The following is a 6,702-nucleotide window of genomic DNA, read 5'->3' on the forward strand; positions in this document are numbered from 1 at the left end:
CCGAGTAGTCAACGTTCCACCCATGAGCAACCAGCATCAGACACTCGCTGATGTACTGGCCTCTGGACCGCCTACGCGGCCTAGAAGTGCTCCTTAGAAAGGAGGTGATCCAGCCGCACCTTCCGGTACGGCTACCTTGTTACGACTTCGTCCCAATCGCCAGTCCCACCTTCGACAGCTCCCTCCCACAAGGGGTTGGGCCACCGGCTTCGGGTGTTACCGACTTTCGTGACGTGACGGGCGGTGTGTACAAGGCCCGGGAACGTATTCACCGCAGCAATGCTGATCTGCGATTACTAGCGACTCCGACTTCATGGGGTCGAGTTGCAGACCCCAATCCGAACTGAGACCGGCTTTTTGAGATTCGCTCCACCTCACGGTATCGCAGCTCATTGTACCGGCCATTGTAGCACGTGTGCAGCCCAAGACATAAGGGGCATGATGACTTGACGTCGTCCCCACCTTCCTCCGAGTTGACCCCGGCGGTCTCCCGTGAGTCCCCAGCACCACAAGGGCCTGCTGGCAACACGGGACAAGGGTTGCGCTCGTTGCGGGACTTAACCCAACATCTCACGACACGAGCTGACGACAGCCATGCACCACCTGTACACCGACCACAAGGGGGCACCCATCTCTGGATGTTTCCGGTGTATGTCAAGCCTTGGTAAGGTTCTTCGCGTTGCGTCGAATTAAGCCACATGCTCCGCCGCTTGTGCGGGCCCCCGTCAATTCCTTTGAGTTTTAGCCTTGCGGCCGTACTCCCCAGGCGGGGCACTTAATGCGTTAGCTGCGGCACGGACAACGTGGAATGTTGCCCACACCTAGTGCCCACCGTTTACGGCGTGGACTACCAGGGTATCTAATCCTGTTCGCTCCCCACGCTTTCGCTCCTCAGCGTCAGTATCGGCCCAGAGATCCGCCTTCGCCACCGGTGTTCCTCCTGATATCTGCGCATTTCACCGCTACACCAGGAATTCCGATCTCCCCTACCGAACTCTAGCCTGCCCGTATCGACTGCAGACCCGGGGTTAAGCCCCGGGCTTTCACAACCGACGCGACAAGCCGCCTACGAGCTCTTTACGCCCAATAATTCCGGACAACGCTTGCGCCCTACGTATTACCGCGGCTGCTGGCACGTAGTTAGCCGGCGCTTCTTCTGCAGGTACCGTCACTTTCGCTTCTTCCCTGCTGAAAGAGGTTTACAACCCGAAGGCCGTCATCCCTCACGCGGCGTCGCTGCATCAGGCTTGCGCCCATTGTGCAATATTCCCCACTGCTGCCTCCCGTAGGAGTCTGGGCCGTGTCTCAGTCCCAGTGTGGCCGGTCGCCCTCTCAGGCCGGCTACCCGTCGTCGCCTTGGTGAGCCGTTACCTCACCAACAAGCTGATAGGCCGCGGGCTCATCCTGCACCGCCGGAGCTTTCCACACGCATCAGATGCCTGAGCGTGTCGTATCCGGTATTAGACCCCGTTTCCAGGGCTTGTCCCAGAGTGCAGGGCAGATTGCCCACGTGTTACTCACCCGTTCGCCACTAATCCCCTCCCGAAGGAGGTTCATCGTTCGACTTGCATGTGTTAAGCACGCCGCCAGCGTTCGTCCTGAGCCAGGATCAAACTCTCCGTGAATGCTTCCCCGTGATCGGGGCGAACACCACGAGAGCGGAACCGCCATCCGGCCGGAGACGGGGTATCAACATATCTGGCGTTGACTTTTGGCACGCTGTTGAGTTCTCAAGGAACGGTCGCTTCCTTCGTACTCACCCTCTCGGGCTTTCCTCCGGGCGCTTCCCTTCGGCGTTTCCGACTCTATCAGATCTTTTCTCGATCCGATCCCCGGTCGGCGGGGTTTGTCGTCGGCTTTTCGGGCTTTCGTCCGTCGGCCTTTCGACATTCACTACGTTAGCCGATTCCCGTCCCGACTCATAATCGAGTCGCGCGGGTTCGAATTCGGGCGTGCGGACACGCCACAGTCGACCCCGCTGAGGGGTGCTCGGTAGGTAGTGGGTTGGCCGCTCCGGCTGCAGGCGATCGCCGTACCCGGTTCGGCGGCTCGGGCTACGTTACGCATCTTCGAGGTGGGAGTCAACTTCCACCGGCGGGTCCCGCGTCGTGTCGCCGACGGGTCGTCAGGAACGGCGGCGGCGCGGCACGTGCGGCCGGTACGGGCTCACCGTCGGGTCGTCGGCGATCCAGAAGCGCCACGGATGGACGTCCCCGTTGCCGCCCTCGCCGGCGACACCCGTGCGGGGGCCGTTGCACACCTGGTCGGAGGGGGTCGGGGTGCCGCTCAGGATCCGGATGGGGGTGTCGCCCGCGGCGCAGGCGTCGGTGCCGTCGAGGGAGCGGTCCACGTCCAGGGCGGTGGCGAGCCGGGCCGGGCCTTTGGCCAGTTCCTTGTCGTTGCGGGCCGAGCGTCGCCGCAGGCGGGCCAGCTCGGCGCCCTCGACGATCTCGCCGGCCCGCAGGAGGACTCCGCTCGCGCGTCCCTCCGGGCCGCACACCAGGTTCATGCAGTGCCACATGCCGTAGGTGAAATAGACGTACACATGACCGGGAGGTCCGAACATCACCCCGTTGCGGGCCGTGCGACCGCGGTAGGCGTGGGAGCCCGGGTCGTTCGGACCGTCGTAGGCCTCGACCTCCGTCAGGCGCAGGGCGATCGGGCCGTCCGGGGTCGTCCGGACGAGGACGCGGCCCAGCAGGTCGGGGGCGACCTCGAGGACGGGGCGGTCGAAGAACGCTCGGGGCAGGGGCGTACGGTCCGGGGACGCGATCATGGCTTCCGAGCGTAGTCCAGACGGGTGGGGATCAGACGGGTGCCGAGGGGTGGTCAAGCTCTCCTCTCCTCGCCAGGGTGGGGCGCGGAACCGGCCGCGGCCGGATCGCGTTTGTAGGGATCAGGATCCGTACGTAAAGGGAGAGTCAATGGCGTTCAAGAAGCTGCTCGCGAGCCTGGGGGCCGGTGGGGCGTCGGTGGAGACCGTGCTGCACGAGGACAACGTCGTGCCGGGCGGGGTCGTCCAGGGCGAGGTGCGGATCCAGGGCGGGTCCGTGAACCAGGAGATCGAGGGGTTGTCGGTCGGGCTGCAGGCGAGGGTCGAGGTCGAGAGCGGCGACCAGGAGTACAAGCAGGACATCGAGTTCACCAAGGTGCGGCTCGGCGGTGCCTTCGAGCTGCAGGCGGGGGCCGTGCACGCGGTGCCGTTCGGGCTGGAGATCCCGTGGGAGACGCCGGTGACGATGATCGACGGGCAGGCGCTGCGGGGCATGCACATCGGGGTCACCACGGAGCTGGCGATCGCGCGTGCGGTGGACTCCGGTGACCTCGACCCGATCAACGTCCATCCGCTGCCGGCGCAGAAGGCGATCCTGGACGCCTTCATCCAGCTGGGCTTCCGGTTCAAGAACGCCGACATGGAGCGGGGCCACATCCGCGGGACGCGGCAGCGGCTGCCCTTCTACCAGGAGATCGAGTTCTACCCGCCGTCGCAGTACCGGGGACTGAACCAGGTCGAGCTGAGCTTCGTGGCCGACGAGCACGCCATGGACGTGGTGCTGGAGATGGACAAGAAGCCGGGGCTGTTCAGCGAGGGCAGTGACACCTACCGCTCGTTCCAGGTGGGGCTGCACGACTACCAGGGGACCGACTGGGCGGCGTATCTGCACCAGTGGATCGCCGAGGTCGGCAGCAGGCGGAACTGGTTCTAGGCTCGGGAGGTGCTGGTTCCGTCGATCAGGAGCCACCCGTAACCGATCAGGAGGTACCGAGGTGACCGAGCTGAAGAGGCCGCCGCTCCCCCACGACTTCCACCCGCCCGTGCCGTCCTTCACGGTCACGAGCGACGACGTCCAGGAGGGGGCGACGCTCAAGGACGCTCAGGTCCACGCGGCCGGGAACACCTCGCCGCAGCTGCGGTGGGAGGGCTTCCCGCCGGAGACGAAGAGCTTCGCCGTGACCTGCTACGACCCGGACGCGCCGACGGGCAGCGGGTTCTGGCACTGGGTGCTGTTCGACATCCCGGCCTCGGTGACGGAGCTGCCGGCGGGTGCGGGCAGCGGGAAGTTCGAGGGGCTGCCCGAGGGTGCCGTGCACGCGCGCAACGACTACGGGACGAAGGACTTCGGGGGCGCCGCGCCGCCGCCCGGGGACGGGCCGCACCGGTATGTGTTCACGGTGTACGCCGTGGACCAGGAGAAGCTCGGCCCCGACGCGGACGCCTCGCCCGCGGTGGTCGGCTTCAACCTGCGGTTCCACACGCTGGCCCGGGCGCAGCTGATCGGCGAGTACGAGGTGCCCGCCGAAGGCTGAGGTGCGTGCCCGCCGAAGGGTGCCCGCGTCTGCCGTGCGCTGCGGCGTTCACGCAATGTTTGTCCGTCTCCGGTCTTTGAAGTTGATCGGAGGCGGGCATTTTTATTGCGTTGTCCATCTCGGCGTGCCCGGCCAGAGTTGATCCGGGTCCGCCGGGGGGTGGGCCGGGTGCACACGGGAGGTGGGCCGGATGCGGGACACGCTGGTGCTGAACGCGAGCTTCGAGCCGCTGTCGACGGTGACACTGAACCGAGCCGTCGTGCTGGTGCTGCAGGACAAGGCCGTCGTCGAGCAGGCCCACCCCGAGCTGCGGATGCGGGCGGCCGCGGTGGACATACCCGCGCCCCGGGTGATCCGGTTGTGCCGGTACGTACGGGTGCCGTTCCGAAGACAAGCACCGTGGTCGAGGCGGGGTGTGCTGGTGCGGGACCGGCACCGGTGCGCGTACTGCGGCGGGCGGGCGACGACCGTGGACCACGTGGTGCCGCGGTCGCAGGGCGGTCAGGACACGTGGCTGAACACAGTGGCCTCCTGTGCCGAGGACAATCACCGCAAGGCGGACCGGACTCCGGAGCAGGCGGGGATGCCGCTGCTGCGGCAGCCGTTCGAGCCGACGCCGGCGGACGCGATGCTGCTGGCGCTCGGGCAGGAGGACTTCGACGCGCTGCCGGAGTGGCTGGCCCGCGAGGCCGCCTGAGCCTCGCCGTCGCGGAAGAGCTGGACCGCACCGCTGCTCGCGGTGCGGTCCTGGTCTTCCGGGCCGGTCAGTCGATGCTGCCGGTCAGTCGATGCTGGGCTTCTCGCGGCGCTCGGCCGGGCTCGTGCGGCCGTCGTTCTGCGCCGGTACGGTCTTCCCGCCGCCCGCGCCGGAGCCGCCGCCGGGGCCGGAACCGCCGCCCATGGCACCGAAGTTGCCGACGGCACCGGACAGGCCCTTGAGGGCGTCGCCGATCTCGCTGGGGACGATCCAGAGCTTGTTGGCGTCGCCCTCGGCGATCTTCGGGAGCATCTGCAGGTACTGGTAGGACAGCAGCTTCTGGTCCGGGTCGCCGGCGTGGATGGCCTCGAAGACCGTACGGACGGCCTGGGCCTCGCCCTCGGCGCGCAGGGCGGCGGCCTTGGCCTCGCCTTCCGCGCGCAGGATCTGGGACTGCTTCTCGCCCTCGGCGCGCAGGATCTCGGACTGGCGGACACCTTCGGCCTGGAGGATCGCGGCGCGCTTGTCCCGGTCGGCGCGCATCTGCTTCTCCATCGAGTCCTGGATGGAGGTCGGCGGTTCGATGGCCTTGAGTTCGACGCGGTTGACGCGGATGCCCCACTTGCCGGTGGCCTCGTCGAGGACGCCGCGCAGGGCCGCGTTGATCTCCTCGCGGGAGGTCAGGGTGCGCTCCAGGTCCATGCCGCCGATGATGTTGCGCAGGGTGGTGACGGTGAGCTGCTCGATGGCCTGGATATAGCTGGCGACCTCGTAGGTGGCGGCGCGGGCGTCGGTCACCTGGTAGTAGATGACGGTGTCGATGTTGACGACCAGGTTGTCCTGGGTGATCACCGGCTGGGGCGGGAACGGCACGACCTGCTCGCGCAGGTCGATGCGGTTGCGGATGGTGTCGATGAACGGGACGACGATGTTCAGGCCCGCGTTGAGCGTGCGTGTGTAGCGGCCGAAGCGCTCCACGATGGCGGCGCTGGCCTGCGGGATGACTTGGATCGTCTTGATCAGGGCGATGAAGACCAACACCACCAGAACGATCAGGACGATGATGACCGGTGCCATCGTTGCTTCCCGTACCCTTCTCCGCCTCGGCGCTTTCGGAAGATCTTATGGCTGTGGGCTGTTGAAGATCTTGCTGTCGAGTCTGACAGACCGTCGCGTGCCTCGTGGGGTGTTCGGTGCAGGTCCCGTGTCGGTCCGGTGGCATGTCCCGGGTCACATGACGATGGCGGTGGCCCCCTCGATGTCGACGACGTCGACCTGGGCGCCCGCTTCGTAGGCACGGTCGGTGTCGAGCGCGCGTGCCGACCAGACCTCGCCGGCGAGTTTGATGCGGCCGCCGGTGCCGTCGACGCGTTCGAGCACGACGGCCTGACGGCCTTTCAGTGCCTCGACTCCGGTGGCCAGCCGGGGCAGTTGCCTGCTGTGCCGGTGGGCGATGGGCCGTACGACGGCGATCAGCGCGACCGAGACGACGACGAAGGCGATCACCTGGACGACGACGCCGAAGCCGAAGCCGGCGGCGACCGCGGCGGCCACGGCGCCGACCGCGAGCATCCCGAACTCCGGCATCGCCGTCGCCACGAGCGGGATGCCGAGCGCTGCCGCGCCGACCAGCCACCACACCCATGCGTCGATGTCGTTCACGCGGTCATGGTAGGGCGGTGACCCGTGCGGCGGAC

Annotated in this window: 6 protein-coding genes and 1 rRNA gene; 3 read left to right on the forward strand and 4 right to left on the reverse strand. The window is 66.9% G+C overall.

All coding sequences use genetic code 11. The annotated features are described in order from the left end of the window. Positions 1-97: 97 nt before the first annotated feature. A 16S ribosomal RNA gene (locus GV126_RS08435) occupies positions 98-1,625 on the reverse strand. Positions 1,626-2,125: 500 nt separating this feature from the next. After that, on the reverse strand, positions 2,126-2,776 hold the full coding sequence (locus GV126_RS08440) for a DNA-3-methyladenine glycosylase (RefSeq protein WP_159664093.1): 651 nt from the start codon (positions 2,774-2,776) through the stop codon (positions 2,126-2,128). A gap of 148 nt (positions 2,777-2,924) precedes the next feature. On the opposite strand from GV126_RS08440, the gene GV126_RS08445 reads away from it, so the two are divergent. The 3 genes from GV126_RS08445 to GV126_RS08455 all read left to right on the forward strand — a co-directional run bounded on the left by GV126_RS08445 (position 2,925) and on the right by GV126_RS08455 (position 5,005). After that, positions 2,925-3,707 carry a sporulation protein gene (locus tag GV126_RS08445; RefSeq protein ID WP_159664095.1) on the forward strand — a complete coding sequence of 261 codons (783 nt, stop codon included), beginning with the start codon at positions 2,925-2,927 and terminating at the stop codon, positions 3,705-3,707. A 61-nt stretch (positions 3,708-3,768) separates the two neighbouring features. Further along, the gene (locus GV126_RS08450) at positions 3,769-4,308 is read left to right on the forward strand and encodes a YbhB/YbcL family Raf kinase inhibitor-like protein (protein ID WP_159664097.1); all 540 of its coding nucleotides are present in this window, start codon (positions 3,769-3,771) and stop codon (positions 4,306-4,308) included. A gap of 190 nt (positions 4,309-4,498) precedes the next feature. Continuing rightward, positions 4,499-5,005: an HNH endonuclease gene (locus GV126_RS08455; RefSeq protein ID WP_028422770.1), complete on the forward strand. Its 507-nt coding sequence runs from the start codon at positions 4,499-4,501 to the stop codon at positions 5,003-5,005. An 84-nt stretch (positions 5,006-5,089) separates the two neighbouring features. Here GV126_RS08455 and GV126_RS08460 read toward each other — a convergent pair whose 3' ends face one another. Both GV126_RS08460 and GV126_RS08465 read right to left on the reverse strand, forming a co-directional pair. After that, positions 5,090-6,082 (reverse strand): SPFH domain-containing protein, encoded by a 993-nt coding sequence (locus tag GV126_RS08460; protein ID WP_028422769.1) that lies wholly within the window; start codon positions 6,080-6,082, stop codon positions 5,090-5,092. A 153-nt stretch (positions 6,083-6,235) separates the two neighbouring features. Further along, entirely contained in the window at positions 6,236-6,667 is a 432-nt protein-coding gene (locus GV126_RS08465; RefSeq protein WP_159664099.1) for an NfeD family protein, read from the reverse strand. Between the last annotated feature and the right edge of the window lie 35 nt (positions 6,668-6,702).

The sequence above is a fragment of the Streptomyces mexicanus genome, from assembly GCF_902506575.1.
GTDB classification, from domain to species: domain Bacteria; phylum Actinomycetota; class Actinomycetes; order Streptomycetales; family Streptomycetaceae; genus Streptomyces; species Streptomyces mexicanus.